This window comes from Streptomyces sp. NBC_01334 (genome assembly GCF_035983595.1).
GTDB classification, from domain to species: Bacteria; Actinomycetota; Actinomycetes; order Streptomycetales; family Streptomycetaceae; genus Streptomyces; species Streptomyces coriariae.
The window spans coordinates 6,924,876-6,946,921 of the sequence record NZ_CP130718.1 but is presented as its reverse complement, the minus strand read 5'-3'; the positions used below and the strand labels follow the sequence as shown (position 1 = coordinate 6,946,921).

At 71.0% G+C, this 22,046-nt stretch carries 15 protein-coding genes; 3 read left to right on the top strand and 12 right to left on the bottom strand.

All coding sequences use genetic code 11. The annotated features are described in order from the left end of the window. Positions 1–93: 93 nt before the first annotated feature. Genes OG736_RS31330 through OG736_RS31320 form a run of 3 tightly spaced genes read right to left on the bottom strand, consistent with a single transcriptional unit; the run spans position 94 to position 3,780 of the window. A complete protein-coding gene (locus tag OG736_RS31330) occupies positions 94–1,029 on the bottom strand; it encodes a carbohydrate ABC transporter permease (RefSeq protein WP_327185343.1) in 936 nt (311 codons plus the stop codon). Continuing rightward, the gene (locus tag OG736_RS31325; RefSeq protein WP_327185342.1) at positions 1,026–2,060 is read right to left on the bottom strand and encodes an ABC transporter permease; all 1,035 of its coding nucleotides are present in this window, start codon (positions 2,058–2,060) and stop codon (positions 1,026–1,028) included. Before OG736_RS31325 ends, OG736_RS31330 begins: the two co-directional genes overlap by 4 nt. 25 nt (positions 2,061–2,085) lie before the next feature. Then, complete coding sequence (locus OG736_RS31320) at positions 2,086–3,780, bottom strand: extracellular solute-binding protein (RefSeq protein WP_327185340.1); 1,695 nt, start codon at positions 3,778–3,780, stop codon at positions 2,086–2,088. A 325-nt stretch (positions 3,781–4,105) separates the two neighbouring features. Between OG736_RS31320 and OG736_RS31315 the strand changes: the two genes are divergently transcribed. After that, entirely contained in the window at positions 4,106–6,994 is a 2,889-nt protein-coding gene (locus tag OG736_RS31315; RefSeq protein WP_327185339.1) for a glycoside hydrolase family 3 C-terminal domain-containing protein, read from the top strand. A gap of 97 nt (positions 6,995–7,091) precedes the next feature. On the opposite strand, the gene OG736_RS31310 is transcribed toward OG736_RS31315, so the two are convergent. The 3 genes from OG736_RS31310 to gabT all read right to left on the bottom strand — a co-directional run bounded on the left by OG736_RS31310 (position 7,092) and on the right by gabT (position 11,120). Continuing rightward, positions 7,092–8,537, bottom strand: coding sequence for an aldehyde dehydrogenase family protein (locus tag OG736_RS31310; RefSeq protein WP_327185338.1), 1,446 nt, complete (start codon positions 8,535–8,537; stop codon positions 7,092–7,094). Positions 8,538–8,576: 39 nt separating this feature from the next. Then, positions 8,577–9,335: a phosphatase PAP2 family protein gene (locus OG736_RS31305; protein ID WP_327185337.1), complete on the bottom strand. Its 759-nt coding sequence runs from the start codon at positions 9,333–9,335 to the stop codon at positions 8,577–8,579. Positions 9,336–9,785: 450 nt separating this feature from the next. Next, on the bottom strand, positions 9,786–11,120 hold the full coding sequence (gene gabT, locus OG736_RS31295) for a 4-aminobutyrate--2-oxoglutarate transaminase (RefSeq protein ID WP_327185336.1): 1,335 nt from the start codon (positions 11,118–11,120) through the stop codon (positions 9,786–9,788). Positions 11,121–11,357: 237 nt separating this feature from the next. Here gabT and OG736_RS31290 point away from each other — a divergent pair, with 237 nt between their 5' ends. Both OG736_RS31290 and OG736_RS31285 read left to right on the top strand, forming a co-directional pair. Continuing rightward, positions 11,358–13,739, top strand: a complete 2,382-nt coding sequence (locus tag OG736_RS31290; protein WP_327185335.1) for an ATP/GTP-binding protein — start codon at positions 11,358–11,360, stop codon at positions 13,737–13,739. A gap of 104 nt (positions 13,740–13,843) precedes the next feature. Then, the gene (locus tag OG736_RS31285; protein WP_327185334.1) at positions 13,844–15,472 is read left to right on the top strand and encodes a PucR family transcriptional regulator; all 1,629 of its coding nucleotides are present in this window, start codon (positions 13,844–13,846) and stop codon (positions 15,470–15,472) included. Between the two features lie 349 nt (positions 15,473–15,821). Here OG736_RS31285 and OG736_RS31280 read toward each other — a convergent pair whose 3' ends face one another. The 6 genes from OG736_RS31280 to OG736_RS31255 form a co-directional block, all read right to left on the bottom strand. Next, positions 15,822–16,274 (bottom strand): bifunctional DNA primase/polymerase, encoded by a 453-nt coding sequence (locus tag OG736_RS31280; RefSeq protein ID WP_327185333.1) that lies wholly within the window; start codon positions 16,272–16,274, stop codon positions 15,822–15,824. 151 nt (positions 16,275–16,425) lie between these two features. Continuing rightward, the gene (locus OG736_RS31275; protein WP_327185332.1) at positions 16,426–17,844 is read right to left on the bottom strand and encodes an NAD(P)/FAD-dependent oxidoreductase; all 1,419 of its coding nucleotides are present in this window, start codon (positions 17,842–17,844) and stop codon (positions 16,426–16,428) included. 30 nt (positions 17,845–17,874) lie between these two features. After that, positions 17,875–18,675, bottom strand: coding sequence for an ABC transporter permease (locus OG736_RS31270; protein ID WP_327185331.1), 801 nt, complete (start codon positions 18,673–18,675; stop codon positions 17,875–17,877). Continuing rightward, entirely contained in the window at positions 18,676–19,605 is a 930-nt protein-coding gene (locus OG736_RS31265; RefSeq protein WP_327185330.1) for an ABC transporter permease, read from the bottom strand. After that, entirely contained in the window at positions 19,605–20,756 is a 1,152-nt protein-coding gene (locus tag OG736_RS31260; protein WP_327187756.1) for an ABC transporter ATP-binding protein, read from the bottom strand. The genes OG736_RS31265 and OG736_RS31260 overlap by 1 nt, the downstream gene beginning before the upstream one ends. A gap of 5 nt (positions 20,757–20,761) precedes the next feature. Continuing rightward, positions 20,762–22,009 (bottom strand): polyamine ABC transporter substrate-binding protein, encoded by a 1,248-nt coding sequence (locus tag OG736_RS31255; RefSeq protein ID WP_327185329.1) that lies wholly within the window; start codon positions 22,007–22,009, stop codon positions 20,762–20,764. Positions 22,010–22,046: the final 37 nt, after the last annotated feature.

Here is a 22,046-nt window from a genome sequence, read left to right as displayed (position 1 = left end):
ACCCCCTGGGGGCGCGGGGAACTGCGCGATCGGCCCCCACCCGCCCGCAGCCGAAGTACCGCAGTCCGCCGGCTCTCCCCGCGACGGGGGACGTCAGCCCTTGACCGCCCCGGTGAGCATCCCCTTCTTGAAGTGCTTCTGGACGAACGGCGACAACACCGCCACCGGCAGCAGAGCCATCACCATGACCGCCATCTGCACGGCCAGTCCCGACAGCTGCCCCGTCTTGATCGCCTGTCCCAGGCCGACCGGCGCCTCCTGCTTCTGCACCAGCTGGATCATGACGTTCTGCAGCGGCATCATGTCCTGGTCGTTGAGGTACAGCGACGCGTTGAACCACGCGCTCCAGTAGCCGACGGCGTAGAACAGCGTGATGACGGCCAGCACCGCCCTCGACAGCGGCATGACGATCTGCCAGAGGATCCGGAAGTCCCCCGCGCCGTCGATCCGCGCGCTGTCGATGAGTTCCTGCGAGATCCCCATGAAGAAGCCGCGCAGGACCAGGATGTTGAACACGCTGATCGCGCTCGGGAGGATCAGCGCGAGGTAGGTGTCCATCAGGCCCAGGGACTGCACCAGCAGGTAGGTGGGGATCAGGCCCGCGCTGAAGAACATCGTCGCCAGCAGGACCATCAGGATCCAGCGGTGCCCGAACGAGCCCGAGCGGGAGAGGCCGTAGGCGCACAGGACGGAGACGCCCATCGAGAAGAGCGTGCCGACGAGGGTGATCAGGACGCTGATGACCGCGGCGCGGGTGACCTGTCCGCCGCTGAGCAGCTCCCGGTAGGCGATGAAGGTGATCCCCTTGGGCACCATCACCAGCCCGCCGGCCTCGTCGATGGTCTTCCGTGAGGAGAGGCTGGTGACGAGGACGATCCACAGCGGGAAGAGGATCGCCAGGCAGGCGAAGGACAGGGCGATGCCCTTGCCCGCGAGGCCGGCCCTGCTGGGCTCCTCCTCCCACACGGGCCGCGGCGGCGCCGCCCAGCGGCCGGGTGTGCGCACGGTTTTGTCGATCACGGCGGTCACTTCTGGTACACCCCCTGCTCGCCCATGAGATGGGCCACCTTGTTCGCGACGAGCACCAGGCCGAGGCTGATGACGCCCTTGATCAGACCGGCGGCGGCCGCGTAGCCGAAGTCCTGGTTGCGGACGCCGTTCCACCACACGAAGGTGTCGAGGACCTCCGACGCCCCTGGTCCGACCGCGTCGCGCTGGAGCAGGATCTGTTCGAAGCCGACGGTCAGCGCGTCGCCCACCCGCAGCACGAGCAGCAGCGCGATCACCGGGCGCAGGGCCGGAAGCGTCACGTGCCACATCCGGCGCCAGCGGTTCGCGCCGTCCATCGCGGCCGCCTCGTACAGGTCGGGGTTGACCGAGGCCAGCGCGGCGAGGAAGACGATGATGCCCCAGCCGGCGTCCTTCCAGACGCTCTGCGCGGTGATCAGGAACTTGAAGGTCTCCGGGTCGGTCATGATGTCGATGCCGTCGTACCCGTGCTGCCGCAGCAGCTGCGAGAGGATCCCCGCGCCGCCGAACAGTTGCTGGAACACGGCGATGACCAGCACCCAGGAGAAGAAGTGCGGCAGGTAGAGGATCGCCTGCGACACCGCCCGGATCCGGGGCCTGACCACGCTGTTGATGAGCAGCGCGAGCATGATCGGGATCGGGAAGTACAGCACCAGCTGGAGGAAGAACAGCACGAGGGTGTTCCGGACGGCCTCCCAGAAGGCCGAGTCCTCGAAGAGCCGCTGGAAGTTCTCCAGACCCACCCAGGGGCTGTGGAAGATGGCGACGATTCCGTTGTCGCTGACGTAGGGGTCGTAGTCCTGGAAGGCGACCACGTTGCCGAGGATCGGCACGTAGTTGAAGAGCAGGATGAGGACGACCGCCGGGAGCGTCATCAGCAGCAGGACGCGGTCCCGTCTGAGCCTGACCCGCAGACCCAGCTTCCCGGAGGACCGTTTTCCCTGGGGGCCGGTGGTGCCGCCGGGCGCCACCGGGGTCTTTCCCGACTCGTCGGCCTCGGCCCTGCTCCGAGGCACCGTGCTGTGCGACACGGCCGTTCTCCTTGCCTCGCCGCCGTCAGCTCGTCGCCGTGCCGTTGTCGTCGAGCAGCTTCTGGTACCAGGCGCGCAGCTCGTCGCCGCCCTTCTTCTTCCAGTCGGAGACGGCCGCCTGCATGTCGCTGATCTTCTTGCGGCCGCGGACGATGTCGTCCTCCAGCTGTTCGAAGTTGTTGGAGAGGTTGGTCCAGCGGCTGGGCTCGGTGATCTGCATGCCGTAGAAGGCCGACTTCTTGGTGAAGGCGCCCATCCGCTGCTGCCACTCGACCTGGCCCTTGGCGATGTCCGGGAAGTCGGGGTGGGCGATGGTCGACGCCGGGCTCGCGACCATCACGAAGGCGTTCAGGACCTCCTGGTTGCCCTTGTCGTTCTTGACGGGCACCCCGTCCTTGACGCTGTAGTGCGTGCCCTCCACCCCGTAGTTGGTGAGCATGTACTCCTTGGTGCCGTACGGGGCGGCGGTGACGTTGGCGACGGCCAGCACATCGCGGATGACGGCCTCGGAGGCCTTCTTGTTGACGAAGGCGAAGATGTTGGCCGGCTGGGTGGCGTAGATGACCGGGTCGGCGCCGCCGTGGCCGAAGATGTCCATGCCCCAGATCCGGAAGTCCGGGTTCTGCGCGGCCTGCGAGGCCTGCTGCCCGTACCAGCTGGAGATGTCGTTGTTGTAGATGAGGAACTCACCGGCGGCGAACTTGGTGCTCGGGTCGACGGCCTGGCTCTTGCCCAGCTTGAAGTCCGGGTGCACGTAGCCGGCGGCGAACAGCTTGCGCGTCCACTCCAGCGCCTCGAGGTAGGAGTCCAGCTCGACCCGGTTGACGAGCTTGCCGCCCTCGAGGATCCAGCCGAGCGGCTTCTCCCCGCCGGAGGGGACCCCGAAGCTGTTGAACGCGGTCCACTTCATGTCGCCGCAGGCCCACACCTTGGCCTTGGCGTTGGTGATCTCCTTGGCCAGGGCGGTGAACTCGTCCGTCGTCGTCGGGACCTCGTAGCCGTTCTTGTCGAAGAGGTCCTTGCGGTAGAAGGGCACGATGTTGGTGACGTAGGACGACGGCATCGGCAGACCGCGCAGCTTGCCGCCGAAGAGGGAGCGCTGCCAGGCGTCGGTCGGGATCGCCGCGAGGTTCGGGTACTCCTTGACCTTGTCGCCGGACAGGTACGGGCCCAGGTCGGCGAACTTGCCGAGGATGGCGCTGGGTATCTTGCCGCCCATGTTCCAGCCGGGGACGACCACCACGTCCGGCACGTCGCTGGAGGCGAGCACGGCGCCGAGCTTCTGGTCGTAGGTGTTGCCGTCCTGGTTCTGCCAGACGACGTCGACGCCGATGAGGGCGTTCATCGCCGTGTAGTAGGCGTTGTCGCCCTTCGGCGGCGAGCCCCAGAACGGCGACATCACGGTGACCTTGCCGCCCTTGCCGAGCTTCTTCGGCACCGAGGTCTTCAGGGTGGCGAGGTCGAGCTTGCTGCTGAAGCCGACCGAGGAACCGTTCTTGGACGGGATGTCGGGCGTCACCACGTTGCTGGCCACGTAGGCGGGCAGGATCTTCTTCGCGTCCTTGCCCGACGTGGTGCCGTCGCGCGAGCCGCTGTCCGTACCGCCGCAGGCGGCAAGCAACGGCATCCCTCCGGCCACCGCGGCGGTGGCGACCGCCGTCGAGGCGAGGAAGCTTCTCCGGCTCGGGCCGGAGGAGGCGGAAGCGGCGTTCGGCGTCATTGCGTCAACCCTTCATGGCGCACCAGGACACCCGGCGGTGGCCGTCGGCTGCGGTGTCTCGAGTGGAACTGGCTGAGCTGAAGCGGTCCTCCGACGATGTTTCGATATTTCCCAGTCGAAGCGCTTCGATGTTGCTGCGAGGTTAAGTGAACACCCTGGGGTGCACAAGGGTCGCTCCCAACATTCCTCCGAGGTATCAGGGGCGACCTCTCCGTATGTGCTGCTTGAAATAGCGGTGAGGTCCCCTTGACACCCGGCCCACCGTCGAATGAGCATCGAAGCGCTTCGAAAGAGCCTCCCCGCTCCACCGCAAAGGGATCCCCACGTGACCGCACACACGCCGCCCACGCCGCCTTTCCGCGATCCGCAGCTGCCGTTCGCGAAGCGCATCGACGATCTGCTGTCCCGGCTGACCCCCGAGGAGAAGGTCTCCTTCCTGCACCAGTTCGCACCCGCCGTCGAGCGGCTCGGCATCGCCGCCTTCCGCACCGGCCAGGAGGCGCTGCACGGTGTCGCCTGGATGGGCCCGGCGACGGTGTTCCCACAGGCCGTGGGACTGGGCGCGACCTGGAACACCGACCTGGTACGCCGGATCGGCGAGGCGGTGTCCAAGGAGGTCCGGGCGATGCGCGCCCGCGACGAGCGGGTGGGCCTGAACGTCTGGTCCCCCACCGTCAACCTGCTGCGCCACCCCCTGTGGGGCCGCAACGAGGAGGGCTACTCCGAGGACCCCCGGCTGACCTCCGCCATCGCCACCGCCTACACGCACGGTCTGCGCGGTGATCATCCGACGTACTGGCGCACGGCCCCGGTCCTCAAGCACTGGCTGGCCCACAACAACGAGACCGGCCGGGACGTCACCTCGTCCTCGGTCCGCCCACGCGTGCTGCACGAGTACGATCTGCGCGCCTTCCGCGGATGCGTCGAGGCGGGCGCGGTGGCCGGGGTGATGCCGGCGTACAACCTGGTCAACGGCCGCCCCAACCATGTCTCGCCGTATCTGCGCGAGCATCTGCGCGCCTGGACCGACGAGGAGCTGCTGGTCTGCTCGGACGCGGGCGCGCCCTCCAACCTGGTGGACTCCGAGCACTACTTCGGCACCCACGAGGAGGCGACGGCGGCCGCGCTCGTGGCCGGCGTGGACAGCTTCACCGACCACGGCACCGACGGCTCCAAGATCGTCGCCCGGGTCGAGGGGGCCCTGGAGCAGGGCCTGCTGACCCCGGCCGACGTCGACGCGGCGGTCCGCCGCCAGCTCTCGGTCCGCTTCCGGCTGGGCGAGTTCGACCCGCACTACGACCCGCACGCCGGCACCGGCGAGTTCGACTCCCCCGCCCATCGCACGCTCGCCGGGGAGGCCGCCGAGCAGGCGATCGTCCTGCTGCGCAACGACGGTGTGCTGCCGCTGGCCCCCGACACCCGCATCGCGGTGGTCGGCCTGCTCGCCGACGAGTGCAAGCTCGACTGGTACAGCGGGACGCTGCTGCACCGCTCCACCCCGCTGGAGGGCCTGTACGAGCGGTTCGGCGCCGAGCGCGTGGAGTTCGCGGAGGGCGTGGACCGGGTCCTGCTCAGGACCTCCGCGGGCACGTTCCTGAAGGTCCCCACCGCGCCAGAGGCCACCGACGAGGTGCGCGGCGCCGAGGGCGCGCTCGACCCGGCGCTGCTCGCGGGCCGCACCGACCTCCCGCCGCTGACCACGGACGCGACCGGTACGGAGCTCGCGCTCGTCGACTGGGGCGAGGGCGTGCTGACCCTGCGCGCGCCCGACGGGCGCTACCTCTCCGTCGCCGAGGACGGCTACCTGCGCGCCTCCGCCGACCAGCCCGGCGGCTGGGTCGTCCAGGAGACGTTCCGCCTGGAACCGCGTGCGGACACCGACGGGAACACATCCGGGAACACCCAAGGGAACGGTCACCTCCTGCTGCATCTGGGGACGGGTCGCCACGTCTGTGTCGCCGCCGACGGCGTCAGGGTTGCCGGGCCGGACGAGGAGAATCCCGAGGTCGTCGAGGTCATCGTCGTCGAATCCGGCGAGGACGCAGTGACCCGCGTCACGGCCGGGGCCGACGTGGTCGTGGTCGTGGCGGGCAACGACCCGCACATCAACGGCCGGGAGACCGAGGACCGCACCACACTGCGGCTGCCGGCGCACCAGGAGCGGCTGCTGGCGGCCGCCCGGGCGGCGAACGCGCGCACGGTGCTGGCCCTGGTGTCGGCGTATCCGTACGCGGTCGAGCCGGGCCCGCTGTCCGCGGTGCTGTGGACGGCGCACGGCGGCCAGGCCGCGGGCACCGCTCTCGCGCGGGTCCTGGCCGGTGACGTCTCCCCGGCCGGGCGCCTCCCGCAGACCTGGTACGCCGGCGACGCCGATCTGCCCGACCTGCTCGACTACGACGTGATCGGCGCCCGTCAGACGTACCTCTACTTCGAGGGCACCCCGCTGTTCCCGTTCGGGCACGGCCTGTCGTACGCGTCGTTCGCCTACGCGGACCTGGCGGTGCGCGTCGAGGAGGGCACGGCGCACGTCTCCTGCACGGTCACCAACACCGGGGACATGACGGCCGACGAGGTCGCCCAGCTCTACACCCGCGCCGTGGACCCCTCGGTCACCCGGCCGCGCCGTGAGCTGCTGGACCACCGCCGTGTCACGCTCGCCCCGGGCGCGAGCGCGGAGCTCTCCTTCGACGTCCCGCTGTCCGCCTTCGCCTTCTGGGACGTGACGCAGGGCCGGTGGCGTCTGGAGTCCGGCCCGTACGACCTCCTGGTCGGCGCGTCCAGCACGGACGTCCGGCTGCGGACGACCGTCACGCTGGAGGGCGAACCGTCCGCCCCTCGCCCGGTCCGCCGGCGCGGTCTGGAGGCCGCCGACTTCGACGAGCAGAGCGGCGTCGAGATCGTCGACCGGACGAAGGTGTCGGGCGACGCGGTGACGCCGGTGGCCGGCGGGACGGGCGAACTGGTCTACCGGGCCTGCGACTTCGGCGCGGGCACCGGCACGACGGGCGTGACGGTGACGGTGGCCGGCTCGGGCACCGTGGAGCTGTCGCTCGACGGCGGCCCGGCCCTGGCCACGGTGACGGTCGCCGGACCCACGCCGGGACCGTACGACTACCTCACCGTCGACGCGGCCCTCACCGCCGGGGGCGTCCACGATCTGCGCGTCGGACTGCGCGGCCCCCTGCGGCTGGCGCACGTCGGCTTCTCCGGTTGAGGGTCCGGAGGAAGCCGGTGCGAAGAAGGGGTCCGGCACCGGAAGGCATCGGTGCCGGAACCCTTCGGGGAGCCTATATGAAAATGGTTCCCATGAGCTAGAGCGCGAGCCCGGTGAGGACCAGCACCCGCTCGTACGTGTAGTCGTCCATCGCGAACCGCACGCCCTCGCGCCCCACGCCGGACTGCTTGGCGCCGCCGTACGGCATCTGGTCGGCGCGGTAGGACGGCACGTCGCCGACGATGACACCGCCGACCTCCAGCGCGCGATGGGCGCGGAAGGCGACCTGGACGTCGTGCGTGAACACGCCCGCCTGGAGGCCGTACTTGGAGGAGTTGACGGCGGCGAAGGCCTCGGCCTCGCCGTCCACCTTCGTCACGGTGAGGACCGGTCCGAAGACCTCCTCGCAGGCGAGGGTGGTGTCCGCCGGTACGTCGGTGAGGACGGTCGGCGCGTAGGAGGCGCCGTCGCGCTTGCCGCCCGCGAGAAGCGAGGCGCCCGCCGCGACGGCCTCGTCCACCCAGGTCTCGACGCGCTTGGCCGCGTCCTCGCTGACCAGCGGGCCCACGTCGGTCCTGTCGTCGGAGGGGTCGCCGGTGACCTGCGCCTCGACGGCGGCGACGATGCGCGGCAGCAGCCGGTCGTACACGGAGGCGTCCGCGATGACCCGCTGCACGGAGATGCAGGACTGGCCGCCCTGGTAGTTGGAGAAGGTCGCGATGCGGCCGGCCGCCCAGTCGAGGTCGGCGTCGCTCGCGAAGTCGCCGAGGACGACGGCCGCGCCGTTGCCGCCCAGCTCCAGGGTGCAGTGCTTGCGCGGCACCGAGTCCATGATCGCGTAGCCGACCTTCTCGGAACCGGTGAAGGAGATGACCGGCAGCCGCTCGTCCTGGACGAGCGCGGGCATCCGGTCGTTGGAGACCGGCAGGATGCTCCAGGAGCCGGCCGGCAGCTCGGTCTCGGCGAGCAGGTCACCGATGATCAGGCCGGACAGCGGGGTCGCCGGGGCCGGCTTGAGGATGATCGGCGCACCGGCCGCGATCGCCGGGGCGATCTTGTGGGCGCACAGGTTCAGCGGGAAGTTGAACGGCGCGATGCCGAGCACGACACCCTTCGGGAAGCGCCGGGTGAGGGCGAGGCGCCCCTGGCCGCCCGCGTCGGTGTCGAGGCGCTGGGCCTCGCCGCCGTTGAACCGCCGGGCCTCCTCGGCCGCGAACCGGAACACGGAGACGGCACGGCCGACCTCCCCCCGCGCCCACTTGATCGGCTTGCCGTTCTCGGCGGAGATCAGCCGGGCGATCTCCTCGGTGCGCTCGACGAGCCGCTTGCTGACGTGGTCGAGGGCTGCGGCGCGCACATGGGCCGGGGTGGCGGCGAACTCGTCCCGCACGGCGTACGCGGCGGCCACGGCCTCCTCGACCTGCGCGTCCGTGGGCACGCTGACCTTGCCGACGAGACGGCCGTCCCACGGCGAGGTGACGTCGAAGCTGTCCTCGCCGGTGACCTGGCGGCCGGCCAGCCAGAAGGCGTGGGTGGCCCCCACATTCTTTTCCTGGGGCATTGCGAGTCCCGGCCCTTCCGCTTAGGGGGTGTCCTGTGGCTTTCGTGCTCCACGGTAGGGGCGGGAGGCCGAAGGGTCGCTTGTCCGAGTCGTACGGGTGGACGGCCGGGGTGCGCCGGTTTGGCACGGTCGCCCCGCTGCCGTCCGGATCCGCTCCCGCGCCTGCCGCTCGCGTTCCAGGAGGAGCCACAGCGCGCCGAGCAGCACCGTGCACAGACACCAGCTCGCCACGACGTCCAGCGGCCAGTGGTAGCCGCGCCTGACCAGCCCGAACGACACGGCCAGGACGAGCAGGACGCTCGTCGCGAGCGCCAGCCACCGGGCGGACGCGGTGCGCAGCCACGGCAGCAGGACCAGCGCCGCCGCACCGTAGGCGACGGCCGCCGTCGCCGTGTGCCCGGAGGGGTAGTAGCCGGTGGCCGGGGGCACGGCGGGCGTACCGGGCCGGTCGGTCCACACCTTCAGGGGGACGACGATCAGCGGCACCAGCAGCAGCACGGCGAGCGCGGCGAGGGACGGCACCCACCACCGCGGCTCGCCCGCCGCTCTCCCTCGCCAGGCCGCGTACCCGGCGACCAGCACCAGCACGGGCAGCGCGATCTGCACCTCGCCCAGGTCGGCCAGCAGCTCGGAGGCCCGGTCGGGATGGACGAGGGCGCGGCTGAGGCGCTCGTCCGGGCGCAGCAGCGGGCCGTCGGCGGCGACCTGCCAGGTGATCAGCACGAAGAGCAGAGCGGGCGGCAGGAGACCGAGAACGGCGCGGGTGGGGCGGGACGGCATGGGCCCCAGCTTGTCAGGGGCGGCCGGACGGCGGAAAAGGAACCCGGATCGAAAAAAGACCCCGGATCGGATCCGGGGTCTGCTTTCCGTGGTCTGCACCAGAGAAGGAGGTCGGCCACCCCGGAACAGGGGGGGTAGTTCCGGGGTGGCCGACCGGACCGGAGTGCCGGCCGCCCCGGGGGGTTTGGGGCGGGCGGCCGTCCGATCGGTGTGGAGATCCGAAGCCGGAAGCTCCGGTTGTGTGCGCGAGGGCACGACCAGGTCGAAGCTGGGGAGGCCCCGGCCTGGATCCGTCCGCAGTCCCCTGTGGACGGGGTGTATCTCTCATCTGGTGAGAACCTACGGCAGAGGCAGGCGGTACGACAGGCCGAATCCCGTCCCGCCATCCTCCTCGCACACCTTCTTCACACCCTCTGCGGGCGATGGGAATCAGCTGTGCGGCGCCTGGGCTCAGATGCGCGCGAAAGCCTGCTCGATGATGTCGAGGCCCTCGTTGAGCAGGTCCTCGCCGATGACCAGCGGCGGCAGGAAGCGCAGCACGTTGCCGTAGGTGCCACAGGTCAGGACCAGCAGGCCCTCCTGGTGGCAGGCCTTGGCCAGCGCGCCGGTCGCCTCGGGGTTCGGCTCCTTCGTCGTACGGTCCTTGACCAGCTCGATCGCGATCATCGCGCCACGTCCACGGATGTCGCCGATGATCTCGAACTTCTCCGCCATGGCGGCGAGGCGTCCCTTCATGACGGCCTCGATGTGCTTCGCCCGGGCGTTGAGGTCGAGCTCCTTCATCGTCTCGATCGCACCGAGCGCGCCCGCGCAGGCGACCGGGTTGCCGCCGTAGGTGCCGCCCAGGCCGCCCGCGTGCGCGGCGTCCATGATCTCGGCGCGGCCGGTCACCGCGGCCAGCGGCAGACCGCCCGCGATGCCCTTGGCCGTCGTGATCAGGTCCGGGACGATGCCCTCGTCCTCGCAGGCGAACCACTGGCCGGTGCGGCAGAAGCCGGACTGGATCTCGTCGGCGACGAAGACGATGCCGTTGTCGGACGCGAACTTGCTGATGGCCGGCAGGAAGCCCTTGGCCGGCTCGATGAAGCCGCCCTCGCCGAGCACCGGCTCGATGATGATCGCGGCCACGTTGTCCGCGCCGACCTGCTTGGTGATCTCGTCGATGGCCTGCGCGGCGGCCTCGGAGCCGGCGTTCTCGGCGCCGGTGGGCCAGCGGTAGCCGTAGGCGACCGGGACGCGGTAGACCTCGGGCGCGAACGGGCCGAAGCCGTGCTTGTACGGCATGTTCTTCGCCGTCAGCGCCATGGTGAGGTTGGTGCGGCCGTGGTAGCCGTGGTCGAAGACGACGACCGCCTGCCGCTTGGTGTACGAACGCGCGATCTTGACTGCGTTCTCGACGGCCTCGGCACCGCTGTTGAACAGCGCGGACTTCTTGGCGTGGTCACCCGGGGTGAGCTCGGCGAGGGCCTCGGCCACCGCCACGTAGCCCTCGTAGGGGGTGACCATGAAACAGGTGTGGGTGAAGTCGGCGAGCTGGGCGGTGGCCCGGCGCACGACGGCCTCGGCGGAGGCGCCGACGGACGTCACGGCGATGCCGGAGCCGAAGTCGATCAGGCGGTTGCCGTCGACGTCCTCGATGATGCCGCCGCCCGCGCGCGTGGTGAAGACGGGGAGCACCGAACCGACGCCGGCCGCGACCGCGGCGGTACGGCGGGCCTGGAGTTCCTGCGACTTCGGGCCGGGGATGGCGGTGACGACGCGGCGCTCCTGCGGAAGGGCGGTCATGAGGGGCTCCTGGGGTTTTGCGGACACTTTCGTTCTTTTCTCGCAGGCTAGGACGGGGAGTGGAGGGTGGGCATGCTCCATGTGGGCGGTGTCGGCGGGGCGGCTTGTCCGTCATGGACAGTGCCGCCGGACGGCGATCGTCACGGGCCCGGCCGCGTAAGCGGTGAACTCCCCTTGCGGGCGCGTTAGATTGACTCGCTGATGGTGGACGGAGCGGCTGGTCAGGGGGCAGGGGCGATGGACAGCGACGGGACGCAGGACGCGCGGGGTACGCAGGCGAATCCCGTGCCGCGCCCGGCGGGGCCGGCGCGGCCGCCGTCGATGCCGCCGCGGCCGGACCGGGCACCGGGCGTACCGCCTGCCCCCGGGCACTCCCCGCGGGCCGCATCCGCCGTCGCCGCCTGGCTCGACGAGGAGCGGCCCGCGGCCGGGACGGGTATCTGGCGCTTCGGGTACCGGCCGCCGAAGGCGGCCCGGGCGACGGAGCGGCTCGCGCCGGTGACGGTCGTCGGCATGCTGGTCCCGCTGGTGGTCGCGCTGGTCCTGTGGTCGCTGTGGCGCCGGGGCGGCCTGCCGTACCAGTTCACCCTGCTGCGGCTGTTCACTCCGGACGACTGGTGGTGGGGCGGCACGATCGCGTCCCCGAAGTCCATGGAGGGCGCGGAGGCGCGGGTGGTCTACGACGGCGTGTTCTTCGCCGTCCTCGTCTGCGCGATGGGCCGGCTGGGCAGCTGGGCGCACGCCGTGCGGCACTTCGTGGGCCGTCGGCCGCAGCCCGCGCGGGCTCTCGTCGCCCTGCTGGGCGCGCTCGCCACCCTCAGCTTCGTCTTCCCCGGCGCCTTCGGGGTCGGCTGGGACCCCCTGCCCGTCATCGACCCGCTGTTCTCGCTGATCGTCCTGATCTCCGGCAGCTACGAGCTGTTCGCCTCCCCCCTGTTCACGAACGCGCTGTACACGGCCATCACGCTGCTGGTGGTGTGGCCGTTCGCGCAGGTCGGCGGCTGGTGGCCGTACGTGCAGGAACGACTCGCCGCCCGGCGGGCCGAGCCCGGCCGGGCCGCGCCCGCGGTCGAGCTGCCGCGCGCCCAGTGGCCCGAGCTGCGGGACGCGGGGCAGTACGAGGCGGCCGAGCTGCTGACCGCCGAGGTCGCCGCCGGCCGGATGAACGACGTGGACTGCGTGCGCGTACGACGGGCCTGGACGGCGGGGACCGCGGACTTCCGGGACACCGTGCTGCGGCAGGGCGGGGCTGCCTGGACCCACCCCTCCGGCGCCCGTGACCTGCCCCGGCGCACCGCGCGCCACGATCTGCTCACCGGGCAGGTGCGGGTCGGCCGCTGGGTGGCCGCCGAACGCACCCCGGTCAGCCATCACGACGCGGGCGCCGCGCTCGGCCCGGAGGTGCTGGGCACCTCGCTGCTCGCGGTCGGGCCGTCCGGATCGGGCAAGACCCGGACCCTGATCGAGCCGCTGACCGAGACGCTGGCCCTGCAGGCGCTCACCGGGGCGTGCGCCGTCGTCGCGGTGTCCTCGCCCGGGGGCGACCCGCTCGGCTCCGACTCCGCGTTCGACGTGATCGTCGGCATCGGGGACCCCTCGTCCGTGCACGACCTGGATCCGTACGCGGAGTCCGAGGACCCGGACGAGGCGGCCTCGATCCTCGCCGAGGCGCTGGTCGGCGACCTCGACGCGGTGAGCGGCCCGAGCGCGACCACGGCGCTCGCCCAGGTGCTGGGCCCCTACCGGAGCGCGCACGGCTGCTTCCCCACCCTGCCCGAGCTGCGCGAGCTCCTCGAGGGCGAGCCGGCCGCGCTGTCCGCGCTGCGGGAGGCCGTGGCCGGTGACGAGGTGATGCGCCGCGAGCTGGAGGCACGGGTCCGGCAGACGGGAGCCCCGGGCGACGCGGGCCGGGCCCTCGCCGACCGGCTGGCGCTGCTCAACCGCCCGGTGTTCGCGGAGTTCTTCGGCGGCGGCAGCAACGCGCACCGGGCGTTCTCGCTGCGCGCCGTCGCCCACCACCCGCTGCGGGTCCGCGTCGACCTGCCCGAGCGGGGTCACGAGGAGGCCGCCCGCCTGATCACCCGGCTGGTCCTCGCCCAGTTCCACACCGTCGTACGGGAGCGGCGCGACCACTTCGCCTGTCTGGTCCTGGACGACGCGACGGGCACGGTCACCGAGGGGTCGGTGCGCCGGCTCCAGCGGCTGCGCTCGCAGAACGCGGGCGTGGTGCTCGCCCTGCGCTCCATCGGCGACGTCCCGGAGGCGCTGCACGGTCCGCTGTACGGGGCCGTCGGCTGCCGGATGGCGTTCTCCGGCATCACCACCTGGGACGGCAGCCGGTTCGCGCAGACCTGGGGCACCGAGTGGGTGGAGACCACCGAGGTCGCCAAGCACACCGTCTTCGCCGACCAGCCGATGACCCGCGCCATCCACGCCCTGCGCAAGCTCGTCACCGGCAAGGCGGTGACCACGGACGCGGTGACCGTGCGCCAGGTGGAGCGGGAGCGGTGGTCGGCGTCCCGGCTGGCGCACGAGGTGCCGCCCGGCCACGCGGTGCTGTCCCTGACCGATGTGCGGGGCGAACACGCGCCACCGCTGCTGGTGGACCTGCGGGGCTGAAGACGCGTCCGCGGTCCGTACAGTGAGGCAGAATCGGGAGAGACCGTTCATACGCGGCGGCCAAAAGATCACGCCGCCGATCACTCCCCCGACCTGAAGGCCCCATGCCTCCCACGCTCGCCTCGCTCGTCCACCACTCCGCGCTGAAACTGACCGTGCGGGCCGGCGAGGACCGTCTGGACGTGCCGGTGCGCTGGGCGCACGTCAGCGAGCTCGCGGACCCCGTGCCGTACATGGAGGGCGGGGAGCTGCTGCTGATCACCGCGCTCAAGCTGGACGCCGAGGACCCGGAGGCCATGCGGCGCTATGTGCGGCGGCTGGCCAAGGCCGGGGTGGTCGGGCTCGGCTTCGCCGTCGGCGTCAACTACGAGGACATCCCGAAGGCCCTCGTGGACGCGGCCGAGGAGGAGGGCCTGCCCCTGCTGGAGGTGCCGCGCCGCACACCCTTCCTCGCCATCAGCAAGGCGGTGTCGGCGGCGATCGCGGCCGACCAGTACCGGGCGGTCACGGCCGGGTTCGCGGCCCAGCGCGAGCTGACGAAGCAGGCGCTGACGGACGGCCCGCAGGGGTTGCTCCGCGCGCTCGCCGCGCAGGTCGACGGGTGGGCGGCCCTCTACGACGCCTCGGGTGCCGTCGTGGGAGCCGCGCCGGAGTGGGCGGGCCGGCGGGCGGGGCGGCTCACGGCGGAGGTGGAGCGGCTGCGGGAACGGCCGGCCCCGGCCTCGGCGGTGGTGGGCGGCGGCGGGGGTCCGGAGCGCTCCGGACCCGACGACCGGCACGACGACCGGGTCGAGCTGCACTCCCTGGGCACCGGTCGGCGCCCGCGCGCCGCGCTCGCGGTCGGCACCGCCTCGGCTCTCGGCACCGCCGAGCGGTACGCCGTCCACTCGGCCATCGCGCTGCTCACCCTGACCACCGAACGCTCGCGCTCGCTGCACGCGGCGCAGCAGCGGATCGGCGCGGCGGTGCTGTGCATGCTGCTGGCGGGCGAACCGGACCACGCGCGGGCCGTCGCCGGGGACCTGTACGGCGGGCTGCTCGACGCCCCGTTCCGGGTGATCGTCGCCGACGCGACGCCGGCGTCGGCCGCGGCCGACGGGGGCGGTGACCCCTTCGACGGTCTCACCGAGGCCGTCGAGTCGGCGGCCGCCCGGGCCGGGGAGGCCGTGCTGGTGGTGCCCGAGGGCGACCGGCTGGTGGCCCTGGTCGCGGACGGGGGCGCGGCCGCGGAGGCGTGCGCGCAGTACACGGCCGCGCTGGAGAATGCGCGGGCGGCCGGGGGTGCCGGGCCCGAGTCCGGCGACGAGGACGGACTCGTCGTGGGCCTGTCCGCGCCGGCCGGGCCGATCGCGGCGGCGGCGGCGTACAAGCAGGCCGAGCAGGCGCTGTCCGTCGCGCGGCGCCGGGGCCGGGTCTTCGTGGAGCACGAGCAGCTCGCGGCGGGTTCCGTGCTGCCCCTTCTCGCGGACGACGCGGTGAAGGCGTTCGCGGACGGTCTGCTGCGCGCCCTGCACGAACACGACGCGACCGGCCGCGGCGACCTGGTGGCCTCGCTGCGGGCCTGGCTCTCCCGCCACGGCCAGTGGGACGCGGCGGCGGCCGACCTGGGCGTCCACCGGCACACCCTGCGCTACCGGATGCGGCGGGTGGAGGAGATCCTCGGGCGTTCCCTGGACGACCCGGATGTCCGGATGGAGCTGTGGCTGGCACTGAAGGCGACGTCGACGGAGTAGCGGCACGGAGGCCGGGGCGAGGTTCCCCTGTCGACAGCAGGCGGCCCACACACAGCGGTCGACCTACGGCACCGGAGCTGTGGCTGGCGCTGAAGGCGGGCATACGGCGATGGAGCTGAGCCGGCACCCGAGGCGACGTCGGCGAGCGGCACGACGGAACCACGGGTGAGGTGCCGTCAGCGGCAGCCGACGGCGGGCAGCCGGTCGGTCGTCGGCGGAGGCGGCCGCGTCGGCCGCACGGGCGGCCGACGTGAAAGGGACCTGCCGCGTCTCCCGGCCGGGGGCGGTGGAGGCGCGCCGGCCCCGACCCGGCCGGTGGCCGGGTATCGCGGCGGAGGTGGCCGGTCGGTCAGCCGCCCTCTCCGCCGGCCAGGCCCGCCGCCGCCTCGTGCATCGCCAGTTCGAGCAGCGCCGGATCGGTCAGGGTGCCGGAGCCGTCCGGCGGGACCAGCCAGCGGACACCCCGGGTGGAGCGGCCCGGATACGGCACGACGATCCAGGTGCCGGCCCCCGCCGTACGGATACCGGTGCCGAGCCAGCGGGCGGCCGTGCCGGGCGCGACGAAGAAGCCCATGCGGTTGTCCCCGAAGTCGACGAGCACGGGGCCCGGCCGATGAAGGATCCGGATGAGCACGTCGAGGGTGGGATAGCCGAGCTCGCCCGGCAGGATGAGTACGTCCCAGGCCTTGCCCGCGGGCAGCAGCGCCACCCCCAGGGGGTTGCGCTCCCACTCCCAGCGGCATGCCTCGGGATCCGGTGCGACGGATGCCAGCCATTCGACAGCCGTCTTCGCCCCAGCCATGAGAAGACCTCCCTTTCACTCGTGGACGCGGTCGCGTCACGAGGGAGAGGGAGGTCCCCGGTGGGCATTACGCAGGTCGGGGCCACCCGTTGGAGTGAACCGGGTCACACCTGACCGGCATCGGTCGGCTGTCGGCTGTGCGCTGAGGCTGTCAGCTGTCGAAGCCCAGCCCCAGCCGGTCCATCGTCTTCAGCCACAGGTTGCGCCGCCCGCCGTGCGCGTCGGCGCGGGCCAGCGACCACTTGGTGAGGGCGATGCCGGTCCAGGCGAAGGGCTCGGGCGGGAAGGGCAGCGGCTTCTTGCGGACCATCTCCAACGACGTCCGCTCGGTGCTCTCCCCGGCCAGCAGGTCCAGCATCACCTCGGCCCCGAAGCGGGTGGCCCCGACCCCCAGGCCGGTGTACCCGGCCGCGTACGCCACCTTCCCCTGGTGCGCCGTGCCGAAGAACGCCGAGAAGCGCGAGCACGTGTCGATCGCCCCGCCCCAGGCGTGGGTGAAGCGCACCCCCTCCAGCTGCGGGAAGCAGCCGAAGAAGTGCCCGGCGAGCTTGGCGTACGTCTCCGGCCGGTCGTCGTACTCGGCGCGCACCCGGCCCCCGTAGGGGTAGACCGCGTCGTATCCGCCCCACAGGATCCGGTTGTCGGCCGACAGCCGGAAGTAGTGGAACTGGTTGGCCGAGTCCCCGAGACCCTGCCGGTTCTTCCACCCGATCGAGTCGAGCTGGTCGGCGCTCAGCGGTTCCGTCATCAGCGCGTAGTCGTAGACCGGGACGGTGTACGCCCGCACCCGCCGGACCAGGTTGGGGAAGATGTTGGTGCCGAGCGCGACCTGCCGGGCCCGCACCTGCCCGTAGGGGGTGCCCACGGCCATTCCGGCGCCGTAGGGCTTCAGCGTCAGGGCGGGGGTGTGCTCGTAGACGCGGACGCCCAGCCGCATGCACGCCTGCTTCAGACCCCAGACGAGCTTGGCGGGATGGAGCATGGCCACACCCCGGCGGTCGTGCAGACCCGCCTGGAAGGTGGGCGAGGCGACCTGCTCGCGCACCGCGTCCGCGTCGAGGAACTCGAGCCCGTCGGCGAGACCCTTGCCTTCGAGCTCCTCGTACCAGTCGCGCAGTTCCCACGCCTGGTACGTCTCGGTGGCCACGTCGATCTCGCCGGTGCGCTCGAAGTCGCAGTCGATGCCGTGCCGGGCGATCGCCGCCTCGATCTCGTCGAGGTTGCGCATCCCCAGCTCCTCGAGCCGGTGGATCTCGTCCGGCCAGCGAGCGAGTCCGTTGGGCAGCCCGTGGGTGAGGGAGGCCGCGCAGAAGCCCCCGTTGCGGCCCGAGGCGGCCCAGCCCACCTCGCGGCCCTCCAGCAGCACCACGTCCCGCTGCGGCTCGCGCTCCTTGGCGACGAGCGCGGTCCACAGTCCGCTGTAGCCGCCGCCGACGACCAGCAGGTCGCAGGTCTCGGGGCCGGTGAGCGCGGGTTCGGGGTGCGGCTTGCCGGGATCTTCCAGCCAGTACGGCACGGGCTGTGCGTCGGAAAGAGAAGTGATCCACCGGTTCATGGCGCTTGGGGCCATGATTTCAACTCCCTACAGGGGCTTTTCCGATTACGCCTTTTGCTTGTTGCGGCGATTTCCGATGACCATCGAGGTCAGTACGAACAGTACGGCGATGAGGAACATGGCCGTACCGATGACATTGATCTGAACGGGCGTTCCGCGCTGCGCCGAACCCCAGACGAACATGGGGAAGGTGACGGTGGAGCCCGCGTTGAAATTGGTGATGATGAAATCGTCGAAGGAGAGCGCGAAGGCGAGCAGCGCGCCCGCGGCGATCCCGGGGGCGGCGATGGGCAGCGTGACGCGCAGGAACGTCTGCGCCGGCCCGGCGTAGAGGTCCTGGGCCGCCTGCTCCAGGCGCGGGTCCATCGACATGACGCGTGCCTTCACCGCCGTCACGACGAAGCTGAGGCAGAACATGATGTGGGCGATGAGGATCGTCCAGAAACCCAGCTGGGCACCCAGGTTGAGGAACAGGGTGAGCAGCGAGGCGGCCATCACGACCTCGGGCATCGCCATGGGCAGGAAGATCAGCGAGTTGACGGCGCCCCGCGCGCGGAAGCGGTAGCGGACGAGCGCGAAGGCGATCATCGTGCCGAGGGCGGTCGCGCCGAGGGTCGCCCAGACGGCGATCTGTAGGCTGAGCGACAGCGACCCGCAGAGCCCGGCGACCCCGCACGGGTCCTTCCAGGCATCGGTGGAGAACTGCTGCCATTGGTAGTTGAAGCGCCCCTTCGGTTTGTTGAAGGAGAACACCGTGACGACGACGTTCGGCAGCAGGAGATAGGCGAGCGTGAGAAGTCCCGCGATGACCACGAAATGGCGCTTGAGCCAGTTGACGAAGGGCATTTAGACCAGATCCTCCGTCCCGGACCTGCGGATGTAGAGAGTGACCATGAACAGAATCGCGGCCATCAGGATGAACGAGAGAGCCGCCGCCGTCGGATAGTCCAGGACCCGCAGGAACTGCGTCTGGATCACGTTTCCGATCATGCGGGTGTCCGTCGAGCCGAGGAGTTCCGCGTTGACGTAGTCGCCGGCCGCCGGGATGAAGGTCAGCAGCGTCCCGGAGACCACGCCCGGCATCGAGAGCGGGAAGGTGACCTTGCGGAAGGTGGTGACCGGCCTGGCGTACAGGTCCCCGGCCGCCTCGTGCAGCCGCCCGTCGATGCGCTCGAGCGAGGTGTAGAGCGGCAGGATCATGAAGGGCAGGAAGTTGTACGTCAGACCGCAGACCACCGCGAGCGGGGTGGCCAGGACCCGGTCGCCCGCGGTCCAGCCGAGCCAGCTGGTGACGTCGAGGACGTGCAGGGTGTTGAGGGCGCCGACGACCGGGCCGCCGTCCGCGAGGATCGTCTTCCAGGCGAGGGTGCGGATCAGGAAGCTGGTGAAGAAGGGCGCGATCACCAGGATCATGATCAGGTTCCGCCAGCGGCCGGCCCGGAAGGCGATCAGATAGGCCAGCGGGTAGCCGAGCACCAGGCACAGGATCGTCGCGGCGGCCGCGTAGAGGACCGAGCGCAGGAACTGCGGCCAGTACTCGCTCAGCGCGTCCCAGTAGGTCGCGAGGTGCCAGGTGACCTTGTAGCCCTCCTCCAGGGAGCCCGTCTGCACGGACGTGGAGGCCTGGTAGATCATCGGCAGCGCGAAGAACACGAACAGCCAGAGCAGACCGGGCAGCAGCAGCCAGTACGGCGTCCAGCGCCCGCGCTTGCGGGGCGGCTTCCCGGTCGGCGCCGTCGGGGACAGAGGCGGGGGCGCCTCGGTGAGCGTCGCCATCAGACCGCCGCCTCTTCCTGGATGCCGGCGTCGATGTCCTGGGCGGCGTCGAGGCCGAACGTGTGGGCGGGGCTCCAGTGCAGGACGACCTCCGCGCCGGGGGCGAGCCGGGCGTCCCGGTCGATGTTCTGGGCGTAGACCTCGAACTCGGGGCAGACCGATGTGTCGATGACGTACTGCGTGGAGACGCCGATGAACGACGAGTTGGCGATGCGCCCGGTGATGCGGTTGCGGCCCTCGGGAATCTCACCGGCGTCGTCGGCGTGGGTGAGGGATATCTTCTCCGGGCGGACGCCGACCAGCACCTTGCCGCCGGTCGTCGTGGGCGCGGAGCAGCGCGACTCGGGCAGGACGAGTTTGCCGCCGCCGGCCTTCAGCACGATGTCGTCGCCGCTCTTGGTGTCGACCTCGGCCTCGATGAGGTTCGACGTGCCGAGGAAGTTGGCGACGAAGGTGGTGTTCGGGTTCTCGTAGAGGTCGGTCGGCGAGCCGAGCTGCTCGACCCGGCCCGCGTTCATCACGGCGACCGTGTCGGCCATCGTCATGGCCTCCTCCTGGTCGTGCGTGACGTGCACGAAGGTGATGCCGACCTCGGTCTGGATGCGCTTGAGCTCCAGCTGCATCTGACGGCGCAGCTTGAGGTCGAGGGCGCCGAGGGGCTCGTCGAGCAGCAGCACCTTGGGGGTGTTGATCAGGGCGCGGGCCACCGCGACGCGCTGCTGCTGGCCGCCGGAGAGCTGGTGCGGCTTCTTACGGGCCTGCTCGCCGAGCTGTACGAGCTCCAGCATGTCCTCGACCTGCTTCTTCACGCTCTTGATGCCGCGCCGGCGCAGACCGAAGGCGACGTTCTCGAAGATGTCGAGGTGCGGGAAGAGGGCGTAGGACTGGAAGACGGTGTTCACCGGGCGCTTGTACGGCGGGAGTGCCGTCACGTCCTGGTCGCCGAGGTGGACGGTCCCGGAGGAAGGTTCCTCCAGACCGGCGATCATGCGCAGGGTGGTGGTCTTGCCGCAGCCCGAGGCGCCGAGCAGGGCGAAGAAGGAGCCCTGCGGGACGGTCAGGTCGAGCGGGTGGACGGCGGCGAAGGAGCCGTAGGTCTTGCTGATGCCGGTCAGGCGGACGTCGCCGCTGCCGCTGTTGGTCGTCTTCATCGTCGTCACGCCCCAGTGAGCTTCGCGAACTTCGCCTCGTAGGCGGTCTCTTCCTTCGAGCTCAGCGAGCGGAAGGAGTGCGACTTCGCCTGCATGGCCTTGTCAGGGATGATCAGCGGGTTGTTCGCCGCATCCTCGTCGATCTTCGCCAGCGCGTCCTTCACGCCGTCCACCGGACAGACGTAGTTGATGTACGCGGCGAGTTCGGCGGCCGGCTCCGGCTCGTAGTAGTAGTCCATGAGCCGTTCGGCGTTCGTCTTGTGACGTGCCTTGTTGGGGATCAGCATGTTGTCGCTGGACGTCAGATAGCCGCTGTCCGGGATGACGAAGTCGACGTCGGGACTGTCCGCCTTCAGCTGCACGACGTCACCGGCCCAGGCGATGCAGGCCGCGAAGTCGCCGCTGGTGATGTCGGAGGTGTAGTCGTTGCCCGTGAAGCGGCGGATCTGGCCGCTGTCGACGCCCTTCTGGAGTCGGGCGATGGCGGCGTCGTAGTCGTCGTCGGTGAACTTCTCCGGGTCCTTGCCCATGTCCAGGAGCGTCATGCCCATGCTGTCGCGCATCTCGGTGAGGAAGCCGACGCGGCCCTTGAGCTTGGGGTTGTCGAGCAGGTCGGAGACCGACTTCACCTCGACGCCGTCGAGCGCCTTCTTGTTGTAGGCGATCACCGTGGAGATGCCCTGCCAGGGATACGAGTACGCCCGGCCCGGGTCCCAGTCGGGGCTGCGGAACTGGGCCGACAGGTTGGCGTAGGCGTGCGGCAGGTTGGACGGGTCCAGTTTCTGGACCCACCCGAGCCGGATGAGGCGGGCGGCCAGCCAGTCGGTCAGGACGATGATGTCGCGGCCGGTGTCCTGGCCCGCGGCGAGCTGCGGCTTGATCTTGCCGAAGAACTCGTTGTTGTCGTTGATGTCCTCGGTGTACTTGACCTTGATGCCGGTGCGTTTCGTGAAGGCGTCGAGCGTCGGGTGGTGTTTGCCGCTCTCGTCGACATCCATGTACTCGGTCCAGTTGGAGAAGCTGACGGTCTTCTCCTTCGCCGAGTGGTCGTCGGCGGCCGTGCCGCCCTCGGTCTTGCCGGCCGCGGGGATCCCGCAGGCGCTGAGCGCGCCGAGGCCGCCCAGCGCGAGAGCGCCTCCGGTGGAGGCGCGCAGCAGCGACCGGCGGGTCATGGCCGCCCTGCCGTTGCGGAGGCTGCGCCGCATGGCGGCCACTTGGGCCGGGCTGAGGCGGTCGGGCTCGTACTGCTCCATGCGCGTGGTGCCCTTTCGGGAGGGTCGGCCGTGGTCG